Source organism: Nitrosospira sp. Nsp11 (assembly GCF_900142705.1).
In the GTDB taxonomy this organism is placed as follows: domain Bacteria; phylum Pseudomonadota; class Gammaproteobacteria; order Burkholderiales; family Nitrosomonadaceae; genus Nitrosospira.
In genome coordinates, this window is record NZ_FRBV01000012.1 from 66,524 (window position 1) to 88,613 (window position 22,090).

Here is a 22,090-nt window from a genome sequence, read left to right on the forward strand (position 1 = left end):
ATCTTCTGATGACCTATAAAGGCTTAATAGAGGCGGTATCGTCCGGAAACGAGCGAGCCCATTCCAGCGCCTCGTCTTTCGTGTTAATCGTTACCGTGCCTCTCTTCGTGCATGACAGCAGGAAACCGGTTAGAAAGACGATGAAGAGCGTCCCGGTAAAGAACGTCCACCACGCGCTGCCATGGCTCACATAGATGCACAGCAAGAGCATGGAAAATACGAACAGGGTTCCTATCAGGCGGTGTACCAACGACGTTTGTTTAACGACGATTGTTTTGTGATTGCTCATTTGAAAGGTTTCCTTAACTGGTAACGGGTTAAAAGCCATCGATCAGAAACATGGCAACGAACAGCACGGAGATCAGAATTTGAAATGTTTCCATGCCAGCACCTACGCCTTGATCAGCGCCAAGCCAGGCACAAACAACACCATGGCCGAGAAGCTACCTATTGCGCCCGCGAACATCACTTTCGCTATGCCGATCGCAATATTCATTGCGTCCAATTCGTCCGCCCTGATCTCGGTAATAACATCCATGATCCCGCCTATGAACGCCCACCAGACACCGGCATAAAGGCCTGTCGCGACGCCAGCAATGCACATTAATATTCCGACTAACCTTATCCCGCTCATGATCTGGGCGCGTCTCGGTTCGGGCCGCCAGGCTTTGTGGTGGAAACCGATACAGCGGAGATTCCCGGTCCAATGATTTCAATACGACCTTCGTCAAACCATTCGCTCGGGCTGATCTTTCCGTCTCGCACTGGTGCCGCCAAACTGTATTGATCGCATCCCATGAGGTATTGCGCCCGACCTATGATGATTCCCTCATAACCCGTTACCTTGTCTCTGCCTTGCTGTCCCAACTCAATCATTTGTTACTCCTGATGGTTAAAAGCCTTTCTTTTCGCCTCGCCTGCCGAGGGACTTATGGTGGCCGGCACTTCTGGTTTGTCCGGATGGAACGAGAGAATAATTACATAACTGTAATAATAAATCAATACAAATATGTAATAAATCACATGTGAAATTGTTTAGATTTAGCGAAAACCTGTTGCTTATCTCGATAAAGTGTGTATAATTACACACATGAAGAGCAAAGACATAATCAAGAGGTTGCAAAGCGAAGGCTGGATTTTGGATCGCGTTAAAGGATCGCATCACCAGTTCAAGCTAAATGGGAAAGGGCTGGTGACTGTTAAGCATCCTGATTCCGACATACCGGAAGGAACGCTACGCAATATCTACCGTCAAGCTGGATGGAAATGGAGATAATATGAAATTCGCATTAGCACTACACTCCGATGATGGAGTTAAATACGGCGTGACTGTCCCGGATCTTCCGGGCTGCTTCTCTGGAGGGGATACCCTGGATGAGGCGATTGAGATGGCTCGCGAGGCCATTGACTTACATTGTGAGGGGCTTTACGAAAACGATCTTGGTATTCCGGATGCCCACCCATTATCTGAGCATATGGCGAATCCAGATTTGGCTGGCGCTGTATGGGCGATTGTGGAGGTGGATGTAGGAAGGTTTCTCTCTAAGCCGGTCCGGTTGAACATTTCATTACCGGAGGGCCTGGTGCGCAGCATTGACGAATACGCCAGCGCTCACCATATGACCAGGTCAGGGTTTCTCGCCAAGGCGGCGCAAGAGGCTATGAAGGGATAGAGCGGATAGCGGCAAGGCCGTTATCGCTCGATAACCGCCTCTTGTGGGAGTGACATATCCGGCTTCTGGTAACCACCGGAAGCAAAGCCGGTACCCGCCCCCGTCTTGGTGGATGTATGGGAGTACCGCTCTAGTTTTCCGTTATCTCCGAATACAAAACTTACCATGGTTGATCGAACGTCCGCACCTCCGGCAAATGCGCCAACTATCGGAATGAATGATGCCGGCCGTGCCTGAGAGTGCATGAACGAATAAACCATCACTGTTCGGCCTGATGAAACAGTTGTTGAGGTCGGGGCGCCCAGTCTTTCAATTACGTCATTTACTGTAGTCACCCCTTCTTTAAAGCCGGCCAACTGGTCCTGTGATATTTCCTTCCCTACCGTGGCGCAGGCAGATAACGCTAACGCCATTGCGGCGATTACGATACCTTTCATTATTTTCCTTATTGTTGAGTCAAAGCGAAATCATATCACTTCGTTAGCGCTTTTCATTCATCCGCGCAGCTATCCTGACCAGTCTGGCCAGCAAGACGGTGAGAGCGCCAATTAGATAGGTCAGGAAGTTTTTCAGTTTTACTCCCTCTTTAAACGAAATCAGTCCAATAATAAACCCCTAAACAGCTCATCTCTATGCTTTCCCCTGTTTTCTAATAACACTTTTAATTAGATGATACAAAAGCATAACCACCATTCCAATCGCGAATGTTGGGCTTTTGTAGGCTTCCCCCGCGGTGTTCACGGTGTAATTCCCATGTCTGTACATCGCTGTAATTGCGAAACCAATGCAATCTCCGCTTTCCGCATCTGCCACGATGGTTTTGGCGGCTTCGACGGTATCGTGCGATATTTTGTTCTGAACAAGCTTAAATGGAGTTTCCATCTTTTTTCCTTTTTTCCGTAAAATAATCGTCCGGAAGTAGGTCGCCGCTCCTTATTGTTTCGCCCATGCCATACCCTTGCGCGCGCGCCTTGGGGCCCTTGTCCGGCCTCATGCGGCGCTCAGGCTTCGTCAATTCTGATGACGGAGCTGAGATGGTGTCAGCGACGCTAGAACTGGTATTAACCGATGGCAGCGATTCCCCCAAGGCAAGCCACTTTTCCCTTGCCTTTGGATCCATTCGCTCTACCAAGTCGAGCAATTTCAATTGATCCTCTGTAAGGGTTGCCACAGGTTTATCGCTTTGCCGATCGAAATACCCACGACCCAGATGCAATTCGTCCTCTAGCGTCCTCGCTTTCTTTTCTCCGAATACTCGCTTCCCGCTAAGCAGTCCAGAGATTTCCCCTTGATTTTGGTTGCAAGCGGCGAGCAGATCCGTTTGCTTGCCATTAAACCTTTCGTCAATTAAACGCCTGAGTCTTGCGCGGCGTATTGCTTGAATATCCATTCGGCGATTCTCTATTCATATTACAGAAAAGTAAAATACAAAACTGTATTGCAATTCACATTACAGTAATGTAATATTTATGCATGAAAACTTTACGTACGTATCTAAAATCCCTTTCTCGTGTCGAGCGAGCCGAGTTTGCCCTACGTTGTGGCACCACCATTGGGTATCTCCAGAAGGCTGCATGCGCCAATGATCGTTTAGGCGAAACCCTTGTAATTGCATTGGAGCGCGAAAGCGGCGGTGCCTTGACGGTTGCCGAACTGCTACCTGACTTTTCTGAAGCGCTGAAACAGTCCGGCTATTGCAAGCCATCCACCGATACCGAGTAAGAGTCGCTCCGTGATCTCCCCTTCTTTTCTGCATGGCTTTTCCTCCCTCTTGGGCTGTGCTGTTTTCCCTCCCTTCGTGGAGGTTTTTTCTTTGTTCGGAAATGTGTTTGTGAAATCGCATGATCGAATCATGCGCCACAAAGCAACTATCCGAAACATTCTTTGGAGCATGAAATGAATGTCAGTGAAGCGGCGCACAGAATCGGTATGGACGTCGGCATGAAAAGGCTGGCGGATATGACCGGGATGGATTACGACCTGCTGCGCGCCAAGTTAAGCCTGAACAATCCACGCAACCACCTCCATTTGAAGGAATCAGTTCTTCTGCAATCCGCTTCGGGCCGGGCAGACATTCTTCATGCCATGGCGGAAGAGCTCGGATACGTGGCAATGCCCCTTCCTGAAATTACCTCCACCAGCCTCCCCCGCGCCATCACCAGGGCGTGCGCTGAGTTCGGCGATTACATGCGGAAAGTGGATGACGTTTTCGACGATGGCGAAGTGACCCCAAATGAGGTCAAGGCATTGGAAAAAGAGCTAACGGAAATGATCGCAGCTGCAACCCGCCTTCAAGCCGTTCTCGTCGGAACCGGCAAAAAACAGCCTGAAACTATCCTTTGAACAAACCCCTTTGGAGTACCCCATGGCAAGGACCGCTAGCCAGCAAAGCGAAACTGTTACGGCAACAAAGTCAGATCCTCAAATTGAGGAATCGGCACTTGAAGACAGAGTCTTTGAGGCGCGAGACATTCTTAATGTCGCCATAAAACAGATGGACTTCATTCAATATTTCACGCTTGTTCCCGAACGGGGTGGCGGCGTGGAACTTCAGCCGCGACAAGTCACCGGCCTTTCTTTTTGCATGGGAGATGTCATTAACCGTCTGGAAAAGGTCGAGAGTTTGCTGAATGGAAAGGAGGATCTGGGTCATGAATAACTCGGCGCCCGCGGAACCGCCCCTCGACGCAAGAAACATCCTCAATCATGTCATTAGCCAGATTTACTTCATTCAGACCATCACGGTTAGAAAGCCCGACGACGAACTAAGTCTTCATTCCGAGGCTGTTTGCGGACTCTACTACACGCTGGACAATGTGATTGACAAGCTTAACGAAATAGCGCGGCAAATGGATGAAGGGGGAAACAATGGCTAAAGCAACTCCACTCACTAATGAGCCTACCGTCGCTCCCGTTAAGGGCTTCCTCGATGTAGAGAACGACCTTTGCGAGGCCGCTTATCTGGTTGAATTCCTGCGTACATCAATGACGCGAACTCTCGAAGAAGAACACGAGTTGACGTTTTCATACGGGGAAAGCCGCGCACTCGTAAGTTTGATGCAAAACCTTGAAGATCAGATCCATCGCTCGGTAAGCGGGTTGATTGCCATAAAAGAGGTATCTATCCATGGATAAATCCACTACTCAGGAGTTCCGATCCGGCGCTATAGCTAGTTTCGAAGCTCTTCGCATCATTACCCGCATTGCCTCTACCCAAGACCTGGGCGAGAACAAGGATCCCGACGCTGAAGATCGTAAGTTCTTTTTCCTACGGGATCAGGAACTGATTAAAACCGCATTGCTTAACTCTGCGGGGCCTATCTCGCCATTTATACGTGGATTTCTATGCGTACTCGGAGAGTACATTGGCTCTACCGTGGAGACCGGGGGGGCCGATCTGTATATCTGGAAACCAGCTTGCTTGATGAGCGTACAGCAGCGCGAGGCAGAGGTGGATGAGATATTTAGTGATGAGATTCCAGGGCTAGCCCCTCGATTTATCTCAATCAGGGAAACCCTGGATCAGGAGGCGCTGTTTGCCGAATCCGCCGATGAGGAAGCCAAAAGCGTACCGGCTAAAGAGGTAACTCTCGATGGCTAAATCCAAAAGCACGACCGCTCCAGTCTACAAATCCACAGCACGCCGCACATACATACCAACGACGGACCGCCCCTTCACATGGCAAGAACTTCCTTTTAATTTCCGCTCAAAGCGGAGCAGTAGCCATTGGCACGTTCCGCCCACGGATGATTATGGCCTCGCCTGCCGCACAGGTCGCGAATATGCAGCTCATTTCATCCAATTCCTGAAGGACAACCCTTCCTCCGTGGGCATGCCCATCCTTGGGTCCATCGCGGGAGCCATTGATTTCTCCGATGAGTCGGGCGCCAAGGGCTATTGGGTAGGATTTTTTGCTCATCTAGAGCGGTACATCCATGCTGGCGCCCTGGGTATAAACGTTTTTGATGATGCGGATAAGCTGAACGCGCACCAGATTAAGCTAGTAGCTGATTACGAGAATGAGGGCGGCCAGTGAACGGACCCATCCCAAACAACGTTAGCTGCGCTACAAATAAAGCGCCCGCTCACCTTTTCACAAAAGCCACTCTCATTGCTCGCGCAATACCTCTGAGCAAAACATCACAGGAAAAGAGAAAGGCCGTCCGCCAATGGTTCGCCGTAATGAAGGAGTTTTTGAGTTAATGGTTATGCACGCGCATAGGCTAGCTACCGAAAAGACGGACCCCTCCGCCCGTCCTGGCGTTGTGCTTCTTTTAGCGGAGCATGGAGGCGGATATGGAGAATCGAATTATCTCGCGTGAGCGGCTGTTCTCATTTAAGGATTCGGCGGTCACCGAGGTGACTGTTTTCCTTACAGTGAGAAAGGGCGAGGAGCCGGTGATTGAGACAGAGCCTGGCGTCCTAAATCGCACGAAAGGAATAGATGTGAGGCTTTCCAGCCTCCTAAAAATAGCGCCCATAGAAGAGGAGATATATCAGGAGGTAGGTGACGGGCCAGAACTTGAGAAGTTAGACAAAGCCCGCGTGATCAAAGCTGTTCAAGAGTCCCTGAAGAGAATACCCGTTGCCTTGGGGAAATTTGAAATTGTTTGGGTTCCTGATGACGGAGTCCCATTCTGATGCGCGATTACGGGAAAATTCAAACCTCGTTCTGGGCTAGCGAGGACATAAAGAAACTGAGTGATGATGGAAGAATGTTAGCGCTCTACTTATTATCCAGTCCACACACAACACAAATAGGATGTTTCCGTCTTCCTGATGGATATGTTTGTGATGACCTTTCATGGACTCAGGGAAGGGTTTCGAAAGGGTTTAAAGACCTATGTGATAAAGGTTTCGCAACCCGAGATGAAGCGTCAAAGTGGGTTGTGATCCACCATTTTACGAAATGGAACGAGATAGAGAATCCAAATCAAGCAAAAGCAGCAATAAAGCTATTCGAGCAGGTGCCTGATTCCAGCTTAGTAAAGCCAATGCTGGCGCGGTCTTTGCGTGAATTTTCTCCAAGATTCCCAGTTGAGATACTTAATTCTTTTGAAGGGGTTTCGAAAGGGTTACATAAACCCTTTCTTAACCAGGAACAGGAACAGGAAAAGGAACAGGAACAGAATATAAAACCATTGTCGCCCGTTCCGAGCGACCGCCCCGAGTGCCAGGAAGTTTTTGATCATTGGCGAAAGGAAATGAATCACGAAAAAGCCATTCTCGACCCCAAACGATTGAAGTTAATCAAGCAAGCGCTTGCGATGGGGTACACCGTGGATGACTTGAGGGCGGCAATTGACGGTTGCAAGTTATCCCCTTACCACCAGGGGCAAAACGATAGTAAATCGAAATACGACGGTCTTGACTTAATTCTCAGGGATGCAGGAAAGATCGATAAGTTCATGGCGATTTCGAGAGAAGCAACGGTGTCTCCGAAAAGAGAATTTGTCCACGCATGACAGCAGAAAACCTTATTTCCCGGCTTACGAAAGTCAAGAAAACCGGACCGGATCGCTGGCTTGCATGCTGTCCCGCACATGACGATAAAAGCCCAAGCCTGGCGATCAAGGAGCTCGGCGATCAACGCATATTGCTTCACTGCTTCGCCGGTTGCTCGCCTCAAGAAATCCTTGATGCTATCGGACTAACATTCGACGAATTGTTTCCAGAAAAGCTTATGGATCACGGCAAGCCCTTACGCAAACCTTTCCCCGCTGCTGACGTGCTGGAAGCCGTATCCACCGAAACCCTTATTGTGGCGATGACTGCTAGTCGACTGGCTAACGATAAGGACATAACTGTGGGCGATTGGCAGAGGCTTCATGTAGCGGCGCAACGAATAATGGCCGCGAGGGACATGGTCAATGGCTAACCCCGAGCGCGGCGCGCAAATACTGGACGCGGCTATCGAGCGTAAACCGAAACTCATTAGCCCTTATGTCCATTCTGAAGAGGTTCTCGAGCTATGGCGAAACGGCATGCCATCTGGCGACAGCACCGGATGGGCTTCGCTGGATCAGTATTACACCGTCTTGCCTGGGCAGATAACGACGGTAACCGGATGGCCGGGCTCGGGCAAATCGGAGTTCATAGACGCCCTTCTTCTGAACCTTTCGCGGCGTAACTGGAAGTTTGCTGTATTCAGTTTCGAGAATCAGCCAGTTGCGTTTCACGTAACAAAGATGCTGGAAAAAATATCGGGCAAACCGTTCGGCGCTGGTCCCACTACACGGATTACCGAAGACGAACTGTGCCTGTTGACCGAAGAACTGCATCAATCGTTCGCGTTCACGGAAGCCACAAGCGGCGCCTTTTCTCTGAAGGACGTACTGGATGCTGCGCAAGCATTTCTAACCAAGTTTTTAGACGCTAAACGCGGCGTCGTTATCGATCCGTGGAATGAGCTCGAACATTGGAGAGCAGGAAACCTGAGTGAAACAGAGTACATATCCCAAGCACTGTCTACCGTCAGGAACTGGGCGCGAATCAATCAGGTGCACGTTTGGATAGTCGCTCATCCGCAAAAGGTAAGGCGAGAAGATGGGAAGCTACCGGTGCCCCGCCCGGACATGATAAGCGGTTCGCAGCACTGGTGGAATAAGACCGATTGCGCTCTGACTGTATGGCGAGACGCTGCCTTTCCTGATTCTCAAGAGGTGGATATTCATATTCAAAAAGTCAGATTCAAACACATTGGAAGGCCAGGGATGGTGACGTTAAGGTATGACCGGGTCACGGGTCGGTATCACGAATTGAGGGGCAGATAGATGGCAAACACGGCGTCAAGTAAAGCATGATTGAAGCGCTGGTGGTAAACCGGCTCATAAAATGGGCCAGGTGGAAACTGGATACAGGCGTGGCGTTGGGCTATCCGTCTCAAAGCAGCTTTACGCGGCTTGTCCCGCCACCGCCCTACTTCCACGACCCGCGCATAGATGCTGATTGCCTGCTCACTGATCGCGCCGTAAACCTGCTGCCTGAAGTTTATAAGCTCGTCATCCGGTTGGAATACATCGATGCGATACCAAGTGAGATGCAGCGCGCACATTGCTATGGTAAGTCTCGCCGAACATACAGGGATGACAGGACTACAGCCTACACCATGCTTGGCCATTTAATTGATACACTGATGTCTTCGAGACAAGAGGCGGGGCATGAATATTTATAAGTTATCGCATGTATCAGAGGAATATTCCAAGGACGTCGGCTATCTGGGAGATTGTGAAGCTGTTGAGCTTGTCGTAGCAAGGACGGAAAACGATGCCTTCAAGTACTGGCGCTCTCCGAACGTTTCACTTGCTGACGTTACGGTGGAGTTGATAGGCACAGCCTCTGAGGGAATTAATCCAGGCAGACTATGTGGCAGCGTGCGTTTGTTAAATAACGCTTGATTAGCCCGCCAATATCCTATACAGTACTGTTTCAGTTAGAAGTCCGCGCGAAGAACGGAAAGACCATTAAACCACCTCCCCTACGGTGGTTTTTTTCGCCCAGGATTTACGCTAAACCCCGATAAATAATTCCAGATAGCCCTCTGACATTAAGTTGTCAGGGGGCTTTTCTTTGCCCGTCATTTGGAGAATCAATGCCTAAATACGCACACGCCGATGTACTGGGCGGCGGCCTGAATGCACTCAAGAACGGCGCCGACCAAATGTGGCTCCTGAAAGGCTACGTCGCCAAGGATAGCTTTGCCACAGCGAGCGGCAATAAAATCGCGTCGGTTGCCATGGACAACACGGATCCAACTACGGATTATTCGATTGCTGGTGCTGACGGCGCAGCTTTGGTCCTTACCATTGCGGCCAAGAGCGGTACCGCTTCCGGAAGTTCTACAGTCGGCGATGATCTGCACGTTGCTTTGGTCGACACCGTAAACAGCAAGGTCTTGTACGTTACGGACGAAACTACCAATCAGCCAATCACCAGCGGTAACCCGGTCAACTTCCCGAGCCTGACTTATATCAGCGGACAACCGGCGTAATCATGGTTACGCTAACTACGGAGCAAAAAGCCATCCTCAACGGAGAGATTGACCTCGACCCGAAAAGCAAGGGCTATGCTTCTCGCCTAGCCAACCAACCAGGGCATGCAGTTGATCTGTTCAACGGATACACAGAGTTGATGCACAAGGAGCGGCTTATTACAAATCTGACGCTCCCCTCCATACTGGGCACCTCGCTGGCACGCAGCATCCGGACCAAACTAGAGGCCCTGGCACCAACTGATATTGTCATTGCCGACTTTGTGCACGCTATGGGCTCACAGCCTGGGGGAAATATTGGAGATCCCAAAGCGGTCGAGATGATCGGGATACTGAGAACAATAGGGGAGAACGGCTTCACGTCTGAGGAGGCTGACGCACTGGTGGCTCTGTCCCTGCTTCCCGCCTCTAGGGCCGAAGTTCTTGGCTTGCCTTACATGACAGAAGAAATCCTGAGAGACCGATAAGATGCCAACATTCACGCAAGCACAAGGAGCAAAGAGTCCACCAGTGATAACAATGGGCCCTCTCCTTAGCGATACATATATCGCTTCTTCCGCTATTGATCTTGGACCGAACATACCGCTTGATGTAACTGTAGAAGCGGTAGTCACAGTCACTTCCCCTACTGGGGATCAGCAAGTACTCCTATTCGCTCAGCTATCCCTGGATGGGGTAGATTTTGGCAGCGGCCCGACAAGCGGCACAGTTGCTACGGATGAAGTCGATCTACATTGGATTGGCACTTTGCCGTGCAAAACTACAGGGACGCACCGCAAGGCTTTTAGCCTGTCTGGTCTGCCTGTTGCTCGCCATATCAAGCTCATAGCCCGCAACCGTACAGGCGTCACATTGGCATCGGGCTTTGTGTATAAAGCCGATATAACTGGCGTTGCGTAAGTGTCGTCTATAATCCTGCCGCAACGGCTGAAGACGCAGCCGCAATACTCGCTGCAACCAGCGCCGGAGTATGCCGACGCAGTAATACTGGCGCCGTTTCAGACTGATGGGCGTAACATTGCCAACAGCAATCATCTAAACTCATTTGTCGGAGTCACCACGCCGGTAATTCGAGATCATGGCCGTGCCATGAGGTTCACCGGCTCAAGCTCCTACCGAAGTGATCAGCAGATTGTTCATGCTGGGAAGAAAATCACACTATTTGCCTGGGTTCGTCCTGGCATTGTCCATAACTCCTACTTCCGGTTTCTTGCAACCGACTACGGGACAGGACTTTATCTCGGCTCTGATTCTTTCGGCAAATATGCTTTCACGGTAAGTGGAGTGGCGATAGATGGCAATGGGGCGGGGCAGCAAGTAATTGGAAAGAGGGATTTCGTTCTTGGCGTATACGATGGCAATAGCGCAATCCTTTATGTCAACGGGAGGGAGGTAAGCAGGATAGCGGTTTCAGCACCCACTTCATTGCAGTATCTTGGAGTCGGCGCTGCACCGAATGGAACAAGCCCGTGGACGGGGGACGTAGACACGATAGGACTCTTCTATCGGGCATTCTCTGCTGGCGAAGTTCAAGAGATATACGGGAATCCCGCTAGACTTTTTAAAGCGCCAGCAAGAAAGTTATGGGCTGCCTCATCTGGCGGCACAACTCACGATCTAACGATCTCCAGCGCCATTCAGCCGAACGTCGCGAGCGCGGCAGTAATTAGCCAAACCCATGTACTGGCAGGCGCAAATGGCGCTCAAGCCAACACGAGCGCAACTGGCGCAATAACCCAAACGCACGTGATAGCTGTGCAGACATCTGCGCAGCAGAATACAGCAGGCGCGGGCGCAATCACGCAGTCACATTTGCTGGCAGGTGCAAGCAGCTCGCAGGCCAACACCGGAACAGCAGGCGCGGTATCGCAAACTCATGCGCTCAGCGCAACTGGATCCACGCAGGCGAATGCCGCAAGCGTCGGCGCTGTTTCCGTAGGAGTTGTCCATAATCTCGCGGCCTCGCCCTCAACTCAGGCCAATGCCGGCGCAAGCGGTGCAATCTCGCAGGCGCATGTACTGATTTGTCCGGCAAGCGTGCAAGACAATGTCGCGGCGGCCAGCGCGATTGTACAGGCGCATATCCTGAGCGGCGCATCGGGCCTACAAACGAATCTAGCAAGCTCTGGCTCACTCGGACCAAGTGGCTTATTGCCTACGCCATCATGGCGAACAAAGATTGTGGATGGCGAAAACAGGACCCTATCAGCATGACTGGTTTCGAAAGCGACACACTCGGCGATTACATAATCAAAGACCCTGACGCAGATCTCGATTACGCGTTGGATTGGTCAGCGTGGCTCGATGGTGACACGATCAACACTGTCACATGGACGGTAGGCGCCGGCCTGACCAAGCATGATGAGGCTGTGAGTGGCGACATCACTACGGTGTGGTTAAAAGGCGGCAACGCTGGGCAAACCTATTGGGTATCTTGTCGCATAGTCACCGCGAATGTAATACCGCGTACCGAGGATAGAAGCTTTCGCGTGATGGTAAGGCAGCGATGATCAAGGTAAGCGTAAAGGCGGATATAAGCAAGGCCTTGGCCAAGCTCGGCAGCATACCCAAAGAGGTAATGGATAAGGCTGTGCCACGCGCATTGAACAAGGTAGCAGCAGAGACCAGAACCGAATCATCACGCAGTATCCGGGCGGTAGGCTATAACCTCGGAGTTAACACGATCAAGCGGCGGATAGATATTAGAAAAGCCAATCGTAACGTTCTGAAGGCAGTCCTTCGGGTGACTGGTAAGCCGATCCCATTAATCAACTATGCGGCAAGACAAACCAAGAAGGGTGTGTCTGTCAAGGTCAAGAGCGGCCGCAAGGTAATCCAGCACGCCTTCATAGCTACCATGCCCACAGGACACATAGGTGTAGTGGTACGTGTAGGCACGGCACACAAGATGAATAGGAAGAACGTATGGTCAGGCCTACCTATCAAGCAGTTGTTCGGACCAAGCATACCAACAGCATTCAGTAATGAAGTAGTGCAACAAACACTTAGAGATAAGATCAAGAATAGATTTCCAATCCTACTCAAGCATGAACTGCAATATCTATCTCTTAAGAGGTAAAAGGTACTTACTTTCATAGTAATCAGGCGGGTGCCATGACCGCGAATTTCGCGCAGATGTTTTGCCTCTCCTCACTTCCTTCCTTTAATGGGTAAATTAGTAAACAAGCGGGAGCTCTCGGAAATCGTGGGAGTGTCCGAGCGAACGCTAACCAGTTGGCAGAAAGACGGGCTTCCTATTGCCGGACGCGCGGCCCGCGGAGCATCCGGTCAGTACGATACAGAGAAAGTGATCGCCTGGATGATTGCCCGCCAGGTCGGGAAGGTTGAAGAAGAATCCCCTAAAGACCGGCTCTCTCGTTTACAGGGCGACAAGGTAGAAATTGAGATTTCCGAGAAGCTGAAAGAGCTTATCCCTGTCTCTGAGATCGAGCCTGCTTGGTTCGCAATGGTGGCTTCTGCTCGCTCCTTCCTGCGCTCACAACCGGATAGGCTGGCTCAACTATTGGAAGTAACGGATGGAGTGGAGGCTAAGAGAGACTTAATCGCTGAGACATTTGATGACGCATTACGGAAACTCGCAGAGTACGAGCCAACTGAAGACGCTGATGAAGCGGGTAACGAAGACGTTCAACCCGCCTCCGAAGATGACAGTGGCTCAGTGGGCCGAGAAGTATAGATACATATCAGCCGAGAACAGCGCTCTACCGGGAAAATATAGTTTAGCCATTACCCCATATCTTCGGGGCATCCTCGAGTGCATCAACGATCGCGGGGTTAGAAAGGTGGTATGCCAGAAATCGGCACAGGTTGGCTGGACAGATGGGGTGATCAATAACCTCATAGGTTACCTGATCCATATTGCCCCGGCGCCCGCTATTGTCATGTTTCCGCGTGACCAGAACGCGAAGGATTACAACGTAGAAAAGTTTAACCCGATGGTAGAAGCCACGCCTGTTTTAGCTGCGCTGGTGGAAACGAAAACAAGAACGGCCGATAACACGCAAAATCGAAAAAAGTTTCCCGGCGGGTTCCTGAAATTCATCGGATCGAATAGCACCGGTGGGGTCAAGTCAACCCCCGCCAAGATCATGATCGTTGAAGAGCCAGACGACTGTAACCTGAACATCAAGGGACAGGGCGACTCGATCAAGCTCCTCGAGGAGCGCGGCAAAACATACCACGACAGCAAGGTTGTCGCTGGCGGCACGCCGAGCATTAAGGGCGTATCAAGCATAGCCGCTGAGCTTCTGGCCAGCGACCAGCGCAAGAACTTTGTTCCCTGCCACGAATGCGGCGAATCACATGTACTGGCCTGGGAAAACGTACATTGGCAAAGCGATGAGACGCGCACTCACGCGATATACGGAAAAGCATTGCCTGAGTCCGCGTATTACGTTTGCCCACATTGCGCAGTGATCTGGAATGACGCGCAGAAGAATAGAGCGGTTCGGAACGGAGTATGGAAGGCTACCGCAGAGTTCCGGGGCGTCGCGGGGTTTTACCTTAACGAGCTCTATAGCCCGTTTGCTGAGAGCAAGTTAAGCCGGCTGGTTGAAAAGTATCTCGCCGCTCAACTTGAAGCCGATCAGGGAGACATCGGTGCACTTATCGCTTTTTGGAATTCGTCACTTGGATTGCCTTGGGAATACCAAAGCGACATTCCAAGCGAGGATGATCTTAAAGACAGAGCGGAAGAATACGATGAGTTTACTATCCCTTGGGGCGGGCTTGTGCTTACAGCGGGCGTTGACGTGCAGCATGATCGACTCGCTGTCGTTATTCGCGCATGGGGCCGTGGAGAGGAAAGTTGGCTTGTGTATTGGGGTGAGTTATACGGAGATACCAAAGTCCCGGAGAAAGGCGCCTGGGTGGATTTAGACGCTCTGCTGACACGCGAATTCATCCATGCCAGCGGAACAACACTCAGGATTCGGGCGGTGAGTATCGATTCATCGGATGGAGCAACATCGGATCCGGTTTATAGCTATGTCCGGAAGCGTTTGAAGCTGAAATATATGGCGGTTAAAGGTGCCTCCACCGATGACGCGAGAGAGATTTTCGCAACACCGCGCGCCTCCGTCGACACGAACAGGCAGCACAAATCTAACAAGCACGGACTGAAGCCTTTCATTGTTGGCACGACCCGAGCGAAAGACCTAATTCTGGACGGCAGGCTGCAGTTGGCCGGTACCGGACCCGGTCGCATGCACTGGTACCGATCAGTGAGGCCGGATTATTGGGAGCAGTTGGTCAGCGAGGTTAAAGTTCCGCACCGCACAATCAAGCGGAAGAAAGTCTGGACGGCGAAGGCTGGCGTGCGAAATGAAGCGTTGGACTGTGAGGTTTACGCTCTTCATGCAACCCGCTCTCTTAAGACAAACCTATTTAAAGAATCGGCCTGGCTTAATCTTGAAAGCCAATTGCAAAAGCCGGAGACGATTAAGCCTGAAACACGAGCGATTGAGGCTGACAAACCGGTAATTAAACCCAAACCCGCGCCGTTTAACCCCGGCAAGAAGGGGTATTCGGCCTCTAGGTGGTGATATGAATATATTTAATTGCTTGCAGCGGGGCGACTCTGCCTCATGGAGTGACAGTTCATTCACTGATGCCCAAGGTGTCCGCTATGACAGTAGCGCATATACGCTTGTCTATGAGTTACGCGGCCCGGCCTCTGTGACGCTCGATGCTGTTGCTGATGGGCAAGGATGGAAAACGACCTTGACGCTTGAGCAAAGCGGCACCCTTCTGCCGGGAATCTACACTTTCGCGGCATACGCTAAGGCTGCAGGTGTGCGAGTAACTGCTGCGACCGGCACCCTTACGATCACGCCGGATCTGTCGCTCGCAACTGTCGGGCACGATTCGCGCAGCATGGCAGAGAAAGCCTTAGCGGATGCAGAAGCCGCGCTGGCGAATCTAAACGCGAGCGGAAAGCGTATACGGGAATATTCCATCGGTTCACGTTCAGCGAAATACTACACTGCTGCTGAGTTGCTCGAGGCTATCAGCTTTTGGAAGATAAAGGTACGCAACGAACGGCACATCAAGGCCATGGCGAACGGCTTGGGGAATCCCTCTAATCTCCTTGCGAGGTTTCGATGAGCGAAGGTTCGGTAGTTCTGGCGAAGTGGAATAAGGAGCGCGCGCTACTTAAGGCACAAGCAGCCAAACCAGCGCAGCGCTCATACGCTGGCGCACAATTTACCCGGCTGACATCCGACTGGACCGCTTTAAATACCTCTGCCGATTCTGAGATATTGACAAGCCTTCGGGCCTTGCGCGCACGGTCGCGCCAGATGGTACGCGACAACGGGCATGCTAAAAACGCTGTCCGGATCGTACAGAATAATGTGGTGGGTGACGGCATTGGTATGCAAGCCCAGGTGGTCAATGGGCGCGGCAAACTGATGGAGAAAATTAACGATCGGATCGAGGTGGCATGGAATAAGTGGATTCAATCGAATACCTGCCATGTTGCCGGAAAGTTGGGTCTCACGGAGATTCTTCGTGTCACGATGGGGCAGCAGGTAGAGGCCGGCGAAATCTTGATTCGCAAAATAAGGCAACCATTCGGCGGGGGAAAAGTTCCTCTCTCCCTGGAAGTGATCGAGGCTGATCGGCTGATGGATCAATTCCAAACCGCAAAGGCCCCCAACGGCAACACCATCCGCATGGGCGTAGAAATGGACCAGTGGGGAAGGCCCATTGCTTACTGGCTGCATCCCGTTCACCCAGGCGATTACACATTCGCTTCGTTCGTTCCGGCGAAATTCCTGCGCGTGCCCGCGGAAGATATTATCCATCCGTTCGTGATCGATCGATGGCCGCAAAGCCGGGGCGTGCCCTGGTTCCACGCTGTGCTGAAAAAGATACACGACATGGGCGGGTACTCAGAGGCCGAGATTGTTGCGGCGCGCGCATCTGCCAATATCGTCGGGTTTATTACAACATTGGACGAGGCGCCGGCGGATGATCTTGCCAATGGGCAGCGGGTTATTGATGTCGAGCCTGGGACATTCAAGCAGTTGCTGCCGGGCGAAAGTTTTACCGGTTTCAATCCAAGCCGACCCAATGCTGCGCTTGAGCCTTTCATGCGGTACATGTTGCGGGAAATGGCTGCCGGTATCGGTGTAAGTTATGAATCTCTTTCCCGGGATTATTCACAATCCAATTATTCTAGCAGCCGCTTGTCGCTGCTCGATGACCGGGATTTGTGGCGAGTTTTGCAAGGGTGGCTGATTCGCGGCGTAATGCATAACATTTACTGCGATTGGATGGAAGCGGCTGTCATATCGGGGGATCTGAATATCCCTCTCGATTATTACGAGGACAGAGAAAAGTACCAGGCAGTTCGCTTCAGGCCGCGCGGCTGGGGCTGGATCGATCCGGTCAAGGAAGTTAAGGCGTTCCAGATCGCAGTTCGTAGCGGATTCATGACTGTCTCGGATGTGATAGCGCAAACTGGCGGCGGCGTTGATGCCGAGGATACCTTTAAGGCTAGGCGTCAAGAACTGGACCTAATGAAAGAGTTGTACTTATCTTTCGATACTGATCCCGCAGCAGTTGATTTGCCGGGTGAATCACAACCGACGGCCGTTGATCCCCAGGACGAGGATGTGCCGCCTGAAAAAAACGATGATGCAAAAAAAGAATGACCCGCTTCGGCGGGTTTTTTTATGGGAGCAAGAATGATTAGGAAACGTCCGACGAAGCTTAAGCCGCAAACCCGCGTCGTCTCGAGGATTGTCGATGTTGATGGCAAGCGCGCTCTGACCGACCAAGAGACCCGAACGGTAAGCCTCTCGTTCAGCTCGGAAGAGCCTGTCGATATGTGGTACGGCACCGAGATCCTGAGTCACGCCAAAGGTGCTGTGCGGGTGAATGGGGCGCGACAGGCGAATATGCCGCTACTGTTCAATCACAACCGTAACGACCTTTTGGGCATCGTTGAAGACATCGAGATAAAAGGCGGCCGCGGCTATGCCACGGTTCGCTTCGGAAAGGATGAGCGCGGTGATTGGGCGATGCGACAGGCCGATGATGGCGTTTTGTGCAACGTGTCCTTTATGTACCGGGTATTCAAGTTTGAAGAGGATACCGAGAAAGAAATTTACACGGCTACCGATTGGGAGCCTTACGAAATATCTCTGGTCACTGTTCCCGCCGACGCTACTGTCGGCGTCGGGCGTGGGGCTGGCGATGAAGAGCGGGATGTGGAAATCATCCCCGTACCGAAACCGGCGTCAGCCGAAACTTTAAAGGAAACGACAATGTTTAAAAAGCATTATGTAGTACAAGACGCGGCTGGCGATGGCACGGGTGGCTCAGTCGGCGGCGCTTCTGCCGTGGTAGTCATTGACGCCAATCGCGAACGCCAGACCGGCGCCGAAGCGGAGCGGGCACGTATTGCTCAAATAGAAGGGCTGTGCAATCAACACAAAATCGATCCGGAAGTGAAGCGCGGTTTTATCCAGAAAGGAGCTACCGTTGAAGTCGCGCGCGGCGCAGTGCTGGACATTCTACAAGCACGGAATACTCAGCAAGCTGTGGATCTCGGTCAAGGTGCGCATGCTGATATGAGCGAACGCGAAAAGGCTGGATATTCCGTCATCCGCGCATTGAATGCTTCGCTCTCGAACAGTTGGAAAGAGGCCGGTTTCGAGTTGGAAGTATCCACCGCCATCGCCAAACGCCTGGGGCGCGGTCCGCAAAGCGAACGCAGCTTCTTCATTCCGACGAATATCCCGTTTGCCGCTCGCGCAGCATACGCAGCGGGCGCACCTGCAACGGGTGGCGCGCTGGTAGCAACCAACCTTATGGCCGGTTCGTTCATCGAGGTTTTGCGGAACAAGGCGCGCGTCATGCAAATGGGTGCCACCGTCCTCTCCGGGCTCGTCGGCAACGTCGACATCCCGCGTCAAACCGGCGCGTCTTCGACTTACTGGACATCGGAAACTGGCAACACCACGGAATCGGAAGCTACGTTCGACAAGATCTCCTTGACGCTGAAAACCATCGGCACGTTCAGTCAGATCAGTCGCAACATGCTGCTGCAGTCGACTCCCGATATAGACATGATTGTGCGCGCGGACTTGATCGCTCAACTCGCGCTCGGCATTGATATTGCAGCCTTGTCCGGTAGCGGCTCATCTGCGCAACCTCTCGGCATCGCCAACGTATCTGGCATCGGCTCCGTTGTCGGCGGCACCAATGGCGCGGCTTTGACCATCGATCATTTGATCGATATGGAAACGGCTGTCATGGCCGCAAATGCCCCGGAAGAGTCTCTGGCATACATGGCAAACGCCAAATCGGTAGGTGCTCTCAAGAAACTCAAATCTACCACCGGTCAATATCTCTGGTCCGGCTCGGCAGTTGGCCAGCGCTCCGGCACCCCTGGCGAGATCAACGGCTATCCTGTTGCCCGTACCAATCAAGCCCGTGGCAACCTGACCAAAGGCACCGCCTCCGGCATCTGCTCCGAAGTCTTCTTCGGCGCCTGGAACGAGTTGCTGATCGGCGAATGGGGTGTGCTGGAAATTGTGCCGAATCCGTATGACTCCGCCGTTTACAAAAACGGTGGCGTACTGATCCGCGCCCTTCAGTCGATCGACATCGGCGTGCGTCACGCCGCCAGCTTCTCTACGATGTCTGACGCCCTGACCACCTAATTCCAGGGCATTTTATTTCACACACCAGCGGGCCGAAAGGCCCGTTTTTAATACTCCAATTCCAAAGGAATGAAATGAAGAAATATATCGTTCGTGATGGCTTCGTGGTTACCACGCAAGTAAGAGCCAATGATGGAAAAGTTTTCGATAAAACGTCCGTCAGCGGTGAAACGATTGAGCTCGAGGATGACGCAGCGGCTCAGCACCTGCATAAGCTTGAGCTGGCGGACGCGAAAGATCGGGCAGCCGCTTTAAAGGCTGAGAAAGAGCGGAAGGCGTCCACCCTCGCGGCTACCGATAGCACTGCCTTGATTCAGCAGTTGGTCGGCGCCCTAGCGGCCGCACAGAAGCCAGCGCAAACACCGCCCGCTGAGTAATGTTCAAAGAAGATTCGTTCCTGGATGATTTTGGCGTGCCCTGCTTGAAAGCGCAGGGCAACGTCTCATTCCTGGGGATCTTGGACATGCCGGACAACAGCGTGGATTTCTCTGGAGCTGGTGCGCTGTCGACTGATTATTCCCTCACCTACCTAACCACTGAAGTGTCGTTCAAACGAGATGACGTGATAACGGTGAACCGCGTGAAGTACACCGCCCGGGGCGCAGGGGAAAAGCAGGATGACGGCGTTTTTTCAAAGGTGATGCTGCAAAAATGAATACATATCGAATCAAGAATGGCGAACGCCTGATCATGGACGGCAAGACGCTGGAAGGCGGCGAACTCATTGAGTTGCCTGCTGACCTGGCTGAAATGCATAAGTCACGGCTCGATCTCGTGCCGCCGCCCAAAGCTGGAAAGGTTGATGCCAAGCAAGCGTGAGCAAATCCTGTCGGCAGTGGTAACCCTGCTGACAGGCGCAACGCCGGCAGGAGCGAACGTATTTCGTTCGCGCGTGACAGCAATTGGACGGGAGGAATCGCCGGCAATCATCGTGCGACCGGAAGAGGATATTCCAGAGAAACAGTTTGCCGGGATGACCATTTCCACGCTGGCTATGGCGATCGACGTTTACACCAGAGGCGATGTACCGGATCAACTGGCCGATCCAATCATAGCTGCCGCCCACGCGCGGATCATGGCTGACCCGACCCTAAGCGGCCTTGCGTCACTGACACTGCAAGGCCCGGCCAAGTGGGAGATGCACGAAGCGGATCAGACGGCGGGGTTCGCCACGTTCCTCTACCACGTCAGATACACAACGAAAGTTTACGATTTAACCCAATAAAGGAGCAACAAATGCAAACCATTTTTGGTGCCGGTAGCTTATGGGGCACACCATTGACCGATGCGACCGGCGCGGCTGTTGCTGTCCCTTCGCCTGTTCAGTTCGGACTGTCACAGGAAATCTCCATCGACATGTCGTTCGATAACAAACTGCTGTATGGACAGAATCAATTCCCGGTAAAGGCCGGGCGCGGCAAGGGCAAAATATCCGGCAAGGTCAAAAATGCCCAGGTCAACGGCGCGATGTGGAATAGCATTTTCTTCGGCCAAACGCTCTCGGCAGGGATAGCGAACATCAAGCAGGATTCCGTCGGCATTCTCATTCCCGCCACGCCATTCACAATCACGGCGGGCGCGGCAGATTCTCTCGTTGCGATCAAGATCCCAGATGCGGGCACATGGGCGACTGATCTGGGCGTAGTGACTGCCGGTGGATTGCCGATGAAGCGCGTGACAGCCGCTCCCGCAACCGGGCAATACACCGTTTCGGCCGGCGTCTATCTGTTTGCCGCGGCTGACCTGGGCCTGAAGGTATTCATCAATTATGGATACACCGCTGCCAGCACTGTCGCGACAAAATCCAGCGTAGCGAATCTGCCGATGGGTTATGCACCCACCTTCCGTGCCGACATTCTCCTGCCGTTTGAAGGCAAGGCCGTGACCTATACGTTCTACTCCTGCCTCGCCTCAAAGCTCACCGTGGCTACCAAACTGGATGATTTCGTGGTTCCGGAAATCGACTTCGATTGTTTCGCGGATGCCCAGGGCCGGATATTCGATTATTCGATGTCGGAGTAAACCATGATCAATGGCATAAAAATGAAGTTGGGCGGGACGACCTACATCGTGCCGCCGCTTTCCCTCGGCGCTATCGAGCTCATGCAAGAGCGGATCAGTAAGTTTCAGGTTGGCGCCAGTCTCGAGTCTGTCGGGACCGTGATCGACGCCCTGCATTCGGCGCTATCAAGGAACTATCCTGACATGACAAGGGGAAAGGTAGCCGAAATGGTTGACCTCGGCGACATGCAGGAAGTTATGGAAGCGATCATGGATGTCGGCGGGCTCAAGCGAAAGGCGCTGGAACTGGGGGAAGCTCAGCCGGGGAAGTAGACTGGTTTGAGCTGTATTCCCGCGTCTGCGCCAATACCGGGTGGACGTGGGATTACGTTCGGGATCACGTCGACATTCCCCGGCTGGCAGCGATGAACAAGTATTGGGAATATCACCCGCCAGTTCACGTCATGATTGCCGGGTATCTGGGCATAAAGCCAGAATCAAAACCTAAAAAGATGAGCGAAGCGGAAATCGCGCAACTGATGAAGCAGTTCCCAACAGGATAACCAATGGCAGATAAAGACGTCTCACTGGGCATCAGCGCGGAAGATGCCGGGCTAAATGCCGCCGTGGCTGCTGCGCAAAAGGTGGTGCAAAACGCTACCTCACAGATGGGCAAGAGCTTTGATTCGGTGAACGGGTCCATCAAAAAAATGCAGGACGTCTTTGCGGG

General features: G+C 52.3%; 38 protein-coding genes. 31 read left to right on the plus strand and 7 right to left on the minus strand.

All coding sequences use genetic code 11. The features are described 5' to 3' along the window. Positions 1–13: 13 nt before the first annotated feature. The 3 genes from BUA28_RS12225 to BUA28_RS12235 all read right to left on the minus strand — a co-directional run bounded on the left by BUA28_RS12225 (position 14) and on the right by BUA28_RS12235 (position 876). Positions 14–289, minus strand: coding sequence for a hypothetical protein (locus BUA28_RS12225; RefSeq protein WP_072768396.1), 276 nt, complete (start codon positions 287–289; stop codon positions 14–16). 102 nt (positions 290–391) lie between these two features. Next, entirely contained in the window at positions 392–604 is a 213-nt protein-coding gene (locus tag BUA28_RS12230) for a hypothetical protein (RefSeq protein ID WP_083570006.1), read from the minus strand. 26 nt (positions 605–630) lie between these two features. Further along, positions 631–876: a hypothetical protein gene (locus BUA28_RS12235; protein WP_072768398.1), complete on the minus strand. Its 246-nt coding sequence runs from the start codon at positions 874–876 to the stop codon at positions 631–633. A 214-nt stretch (positions 877–1,090) separates the two neighbouring features. Between BUA28_RS12235 and BUA28_RS12240 the strand changes: the two genes are divergently transcribed. Both BUA28_RS12240 and BUA28_RS12245 read left to right on the plus strand, forming a co-directional pair. Next, positions 1,091–1,276 (plus strand): type II toxin-antitoxin system HicA family toxin, encoded by a 186-nt coding sequence (locus BUA28_RS12240; RefSeq protein WP_072768399.1) that lies wholly within the window; start codon positions 1,091–1,093, stop codon positions 1,274–1,276. 1 nt (position 1,277) lies between these two features. Further along, positions 1,278–1,673 (plus strand): type II toxin-antitoxin system HicB family antitoxin, encoded by a 396-nt coding sequence (locus BUA28_RS12245; RefSeq protein WP_072768400.1) that lies wholly within the window; start codon positions 1,278–1,280, stop codon positions 1,671–1,673. A gap of 20 nt (positions 1,674–1,693) precedes the next feature. Here the strand turns inward: BUA28_RS12245 and BUA28_RS12250 are convergent, their stop codons facing one another. The 3 genes from BUA28_RS12250 to BUA28_RS12260 all read right to left on the minus strand — a co-directional run bounded on the left by BUA28_RS12250 (position 1,694) and on the right by BUA28_RS12260 (position 3,063). Next, the gene (locus BUA28_RS12250; RefSeq protein WP_072768401.1) at positions 1,694–2,110 is read right to left on the minus strand and encodes a hypothetical protein; all 417 of its coding nucleotides are present in this window, start codon (positions 2,108–2,110) and stop codon (positions 1,694–1,696) included. Between the two features lie 193 nt (positions 2,111–2,303). Beyond that, entirely contained in the window at positions 2,304–2,555 is a 252-nt protein-coding gene (locus BUA28_RS12255; RefSeq protein ID WP_072768402.1) for a hypothetical protein, read from the minus strand. Then, a complete protein-coding gene (locus tag BUA28_RS12260; protein ID WP_072768403.1) occupies positions 2,539–3,063 on the minus strand; it encodes a hypothetical protein in 525 nt (174 codons plus the stop codon). Before BUA28_RS12260 ends, BUA28_RS12255 begins: the two co-directional genes overlap by 17 nt. Positions 3,064–3,146: 83 nt before the next feature. Between BUA28_RS12260 and BUA28_RS12265 the strand changes: the two genes are divergently transcribed. The 11 genes from BUA28_RS12265 (at position 3,147) to BUA28_RS12315 (ending at position 8,447) form a co-directional block, all read left to right on the plus strand. Then, a complete protein-coding gene (locus BUA28_RS12265) occupies positions 3,147–3,395 on the plus strand; it encodes a hypothetical protein (RefSeq protein WP_072768404.1) in 249 nt (82 codons plus the stop codon). Between the two features lie 174 nt (positions 3,396–3,569). Continuing rightward, positions 3,570–4,016, plus strand: a complete 447-nt coding sequence (locus tag BUA28_RS12270) for a phage regulatory CII family protein (protein ID WP_072768405.1) — start codon at positions 3,570–3,572, stop codon at positions 4,014–4,016. Between the two features lie 22 nt (positions 4,017–4,038). Then, complete coding sequence (locus BUA28_RS12275; RefSeq protein WP_072768406.1) at positions 4,039–4,332, plus strand: hypothetical protein; 294 nt, start codon at positions 4,039–4,041, stop codon at positions 4,330–4,332. Then, complete coding sequence (locus BUA28_RS12280; RefSeq protein ID WP_072768407.1) at positions 4,325–4,549, plus strand: hypothetical protein; 225 nt, start codon at positions 4,325–4,327, stop codon at positions 4,547–4,549. Before BUA28_RS12275 ends, BUA28_RS12280 begins: the two co-directional genes overlap by 8 nt. Next, a complete protein-coding gene (locus BUA28_RS12285; protein WP_072768408.1) occupies positions 4,542–4,808 on the plus strand; it encodes a hypothetical protein in 267 nt (88 codons plus the stop codon). Before BUA28_RS12280 ends, BUA28_RS12285 begins: the two co-directional genes overlap by 8 nt. Continuing rightward, the gene (locus BUA28_RS12290) at positions 4,801–5,274 is read left to right on the plus strand and encodes a hypothetical protein (RefSeq protein ID WP_072768409.1); all 474 of its coding nucleotides are present in this window, start codon (positions 4,801–4,803) and stop codon (positions 5,272–5,274) included. Before BUA28_RS12285 ends, BUA28_RS12290 begins: the two co-directional genes overlap by 8 nt. Continuing rightward, entirely contained in the window at positions 5,267–5,710 is a 444-nt protein-coding gene (locus BUA28_RS12295; RefSeq protein ID WP_072768410.1) for a hypothetical protein, read from the plus strand. Before BUA28_RS12290 ends, BUA28_RS12295 begins: the two co-directional genes overlap by 8 nt. Before the next feature lie 260 nt (positions 5,711–5,970). Beyond that, positions 5,971–6,315 (plus strand): hypothetical protein, encoded by a 345-nt coding sequence (locus tag BUA28_RS12300; RefSeq protein ID WP_072768411.1) that lies wholly within the window; start codon positions 5,971–5,973, stop codon positions 6,313–6,315. After that, a complete protein-coding gene (locus tag BUA28_RS12305) occupies positions 6,315–7,139 on the plus strand; it encodes a hypothetical protein (RefSeq protein ID WP_072768412.1) in 825 nt (274 codons plus the stop codon). The genes BUA28_RS12300 and BUA28_RS12305 overlap by 1 nt, the downstream gene beginning before the upstream one ends. After that, on the plus strand, positions 7,136–7,552 hold the full coding sequence (locus tag BUA28_RS12310; protein ID WP_072768413.1) for a CHC2 zinc finger domain-containing protein: 417 nt from the start codon (positions 7,136–7,138) through the stop codon (positions 7,550–7,552). Before BUA28_RS12305 ends, BUA28_RS12310 begins: the two co-directional genes overlap by 4 nt. Continuing rightward, positions 7,545–8,447 (plus strand): DnaB-like helicase C-terminal domain-containing protein, encoded by a 903-nt coding sequence (locus BUA28_RS12315; protein ID WP_072768414.1) that lies wholly within the window; start codon positions 7,545–7,547, stop codon positions 8,445–8,447. The genes BUA28_RS12310 and BUA28_RS12315 overlap by 8 nt, the downstream gene beginning before the upstream one ends. On the opposite strand, the gene BUA28_RS12320 is transcribed toward BUA28_RS12315, so the two are convergent. Beyond that, positions 8,426–8,794 carry a hypothetical protein gene (locus BUA28_RS12320; RefSeq protein ID WP_143148513.1) on the minus strand — a complete coding sequence of 123 codons (369 nt, stop codon included), beginning with the start codon at positions 8,792–8,794 and terminating at the stop codon, positions 8,426–8,428. The two genes, BUA28_RS12315 and BUA28_RS12320, sit on opposite strands and share 22 nt — an antisense overlap. Positions 8,795–8,834: 40 nt before the next feature. On the opposite strand from BUA28_RS12320, the gene BUA28_RS15605 reads away from it, so the two are divergent. From BUA28_RS15605 to BUA28_RS12400, 18 genes are all read left to right on the plus strand, one after another. Next, on the plus strand, positions 8,835–9,071 hold the full coding sequence (locus BUA28_RS15605; RefSeq protein ID WP_143148514.1) for a hypothetical protein: 237 nt from the start codon (positions 8,835–8,837) through the stop codon (positions 9,069–9,071). A 194-nt stretch (positions 9,072–9,265) separates the two neighbouring features. Further along, positions 9,266–9,664 carry a hypothetical protein gene (locus tag BUA28_RS12325; protein ID WP_072768416.1) on the plus strand — a complete coding sequence of 133 codons (399 nt, stop codon included), beginning with the start codon at positions 9,266–9,268 and terminating at the stop codon, positions 9,662–9,664. Positions 9,665–9,666: 2 nt separating this feature from the next. Next, the gene (locus BUA28_RS12330) at positions 9,667–10,131 is read left to right on the plus strand and encodes a hypothetical protein (protein WP_072768417.1); all 465 of its coding nucleotides are present in this window, start codon (positions 9,667–9,669) and stop codon (positions 10,129–10,131) included. A 1-nt stretch (position 10,132) separates the two neighbouring features. Continuing rightward, on the plus strand, positions 10,133–10,564 hold the full coding sequence (locus BUA28_RS12335) for a hypothetical protein (protein ID WP_143148515.1): 432 nt from the start codon (positions 10,133–10,135) through the stop codon (positions 10,562–10,564). Continuing rightward, positions 10,565–11,878 (plus strand): LamG domain-containing protein, encoded by a 1,314-nt coding sequence (locus tag BUA28_RS12340; protein WP_072768419.1) that lies wholly within the window; start codon positions 10,565–10,567, stop codon positions 11,876–11,878. Continuing rightward, positions 11,875–12,174 carry a phage fiber-tail adaptor protein gene (locus BUA28_RS12345; RefSeq protein ID WP_072768420.1) on the plus strand — a complete coding sequence of 100 codons (300 nt, stop codon included), beginning with the start codon at positions 11,875–11,877 and terminating at the stop codon, positions 12,172–12,174. Before BUA28_RS12340 ends, BUA28_RS12345 begins: the two co-directional genes overlap by 4 nt. After that, entirely contained in the window at positions 12,171–12,743 is a 573-nt protein-coding gene (locus tag BUA28_RS12350) for a phage tail protein (protein WP_072768421.1), read from the plus strand. The genes BUA28_RS12345 and BUA28_RS12350 overlap by 4 nt, the downstream gene beginning before the upstream one ends. An 87-nt stretch (positions 12,744–12,830) precedes the next feature. Beyond that, positions 12,831–13,361, plus strand: coding sequence for a terminase small subunit (locus BUA28_RS12355; protein WP_072768422.1), 531 nt, complete (start codon positions 12,831–12,833; stop codon positions 13,359–13,361). Beyond that, the gene (locus BUA28_RS12360) at positions 13,291–15,228 is read left to right on the plus strand and encodes a phage terminase large subunit family protein (protein WP_178298035.1); all 1,938 of its coding nucleotides are present in this window, start codon (positions 13,291–13,293) and stop codon (positions 15,226–15,228) included. The genes BUA28_RS12355 and BUA28_RS12360 overlap by 71 nt, the downstream gene beginning before the upstream one ends. A 1-nt stretch (position 15,229) precedes the next feature. Then, positions 15,230–15,790 carry a hypothetical protein gene (locus BUA28_RS12365; protein WP_072768424.1) on the plus strand — a complete coding sequence of 187 codons (561 nt, stop codon included), beginning with the start codon at positions 15,230–15,232 and terminating at the stop codon, positions 15,788–15,790. Continuing rightward, a complete protein-coding gene (locus BUA28_RS12370; RefSeq protein WP_072768425.1) occupies positions 15,787–17,343 on the plus strand; it encodes a phage portal protein in 1,557 nt (518 codons plus the stop codon). The genes BUA28_RS12365 and BUA28_RS12370 overlap by 4 nt, the downstream gene beginning before the upstream one ends. A gap of 33 nt (positions 17,344–17,376) precedes the next feature. Continuing rightward, on the plus strand, positions 17,377–19,359 hold the full coding sequence (locus tag BUA28_RS12375; protein WP_072768426.1) for a phage major capsid protein: 1,983 nt from the start codon (positions 17,377–17,379) through the stop codon (positions 19,357–19,359). Between the two features lie 74 nt (positions 19,360–19,433). Continuing rightward, positions 19,434–19,736 carry a hypothetical protein gene (locus BUA28_RS12380; RefSeq protein WP_072768427.1) on the plus strand — a complete coding sequence of 101 codons (303 nt, stop codon included), beginning with the start codon at positions 19,434–19,436 and terminating at the stop codon, positions 19,734–19,736. Next, the gene (locus tag BUA28_RS12385; protein WP_072768428.1) at positions 19,736–20,014 is read left to right on the plus strand and encodes a head-tail joining protein; all 279 of its coding nucleotides are present in this window, start codon (positions 19,736–19,738) and stop codon (positions 20,012–20,014) included. The genes BUA28_RS12380 and BUA28_RS12385 overlap by 1 nt, the downstream gene beginning before the upstream one ends. Continuing rightward, positions 20,011–20,178: a hypothetical protein gene (locus BUA28_RS15950; protein WP_178298037.1), complete on the plus strand. Its 168-nt coding sequence runs from the start codon at positions 20,011–20,013 to the stop codon at positions 20,176–20,178. Before BUA28_RS12385 ends, BUA28_RS15950 begins: the two co-directional genes overlap by 4 nt. Next, positions 20,162–20,584, plus strand: coding sequence for a hypothetical protein (locus BUA28_RS12390; protein WP_072768429.1), 423 nt, complete (start codon positions 20,162–20,164; stop codon positions 20,582–20,584). The genes BUA28_RS15950 and BUA28_RS12390 overlap by 17 nt, the downstream gene beginning before the upstream one ends. Before the next feature lie 11 nt (positions 20,585–20,595). Further along, the gene (locus tag BUA28_RS12395; protein WP_072768430.1) at positions 20,596–21,381 is read left to right on the plus strand and encodes a hypothetical protein; all 786 of its coding nucleotides are present in this window, start codon (positions 20,596–20,598) and stop codon (positions 21,379–21,381) included. A 3-nt stretch (positions 21,382–21,384) separates the two neighbouring features. Next, positions 21,385–21,693 (plus strand): hypothetical protein, encoded by a 309-nt coding sequence (locus BUA28_RS12400; protein ID WP_072768431.1) that lies wholly within the window; start codon positions 21,385–21,387, stop codon positions 21,691–21,693. Positions 21,694–22,090 lie beyond the last annotated feature (397 nt).